The sequence below is a fragment of the Rhodoferax sp. RT5P35 genome (assembly GCF_056521385.1).
Window position 1 is genome coordinate 1 of the sequence record NZ_JBWMAX010000395.1, and the last position, 1,009, is coordinate 1,009.

The 1,009-nt window shown below is 52.7% G+C and carries 1 protein-coding gene; it reads left to right on the forward strand.

The window, feature by feature from the left end; translation table 11 throughout:
* Positions 1-983, forward strand: a 983-nt coding sequence (locus AC097L_RS26595) for an oligosaccharide flippase family protein (protein ID WP_479589684.1), incomplete at its 5' end; no start/stop codon positions are given.
* Positions 984-1,009: the final 26 nt, after the last annotated feature.

Here is a 1,009-nt window from a genome sequence, read left to right on the forward strand (position 1 = left end):
TTGGCGTCTGGAGTCTTGTAGTTGCCCAATTGACCCAAACCATCTTCGGCACGTTACTGACCTACAACATGGCCAGACACACGCTCAAGCCATGCATCAAAAATGACAGTGCTGGTTTTTTGCGCTTCGGAGTAAAGGTCACCGCTACAAACCTATGCAATTGGGGGCTGTCTTGCCTGGACAGTGTTGTGCTGGGCCGCACTTTTGGGGCCACGCAACTCGGTCTCTACAATCGGGCTTTTAGCCTCGTGGCAATGCCAACCTACAACATTGTCTCCAGCTTGCAAGGCGTATTGTTTTCAGCAACGGCGCGGATGCAAGACGATGTGACACGACTTAGGCAAACCTACTTAGCCGCACTCGGGGTCATTGGCTTCATCTGCTTACCCATGTTTGGTGTAGTCGCTGCTATTCCCGAAACGATGATTAGTGGCGTGTATGGCGCCAAATGGCTGAGCGCAGTCACCCTGCTCACGCCACTCGCTCTTGCCATGCCTTTCAGTGCATTGATGGGACTTGGCGGCCCTGTCATGACCGGAATGGGCAAGGCCGAGTATGAAATGGGAATCCAATTTTTTAGTCTCACTCTATTTGTGCCACTTTTATGGTGGGCCTCAGGTTTTACGTTGGAGACTGTGGCGTGGGCCGTATTCATCAGCTACGTCATCCGTTTTATTGCGGTGACGCACATAACTCTGGGATTGCTCAAGGGCAGTTGGTTGGCCGTCATTTCCGTGTTGACGGGTCCAGCCGTCCTGGCGGCAATTTGTGCCGCACTTACCTTCGCAGTGGAAACGCAACTCAGCGCCACAACACTGCCTGCGGGTTTACGCCTGTTATTTGTCGGCACCTTTGCGGCGTTGGTGAGTGCCAGCGTGTTCTTGCTTGGTCAACGGTGGCTCGTATCCAAACCTGTTGCCCAGTTGCTGAGGCAACTAACCGCATCTTTGCCAACAGCTGTGAAGAGACTAATCGTCGTATGAGGTACCTTGTATGACGCTTAGATTCA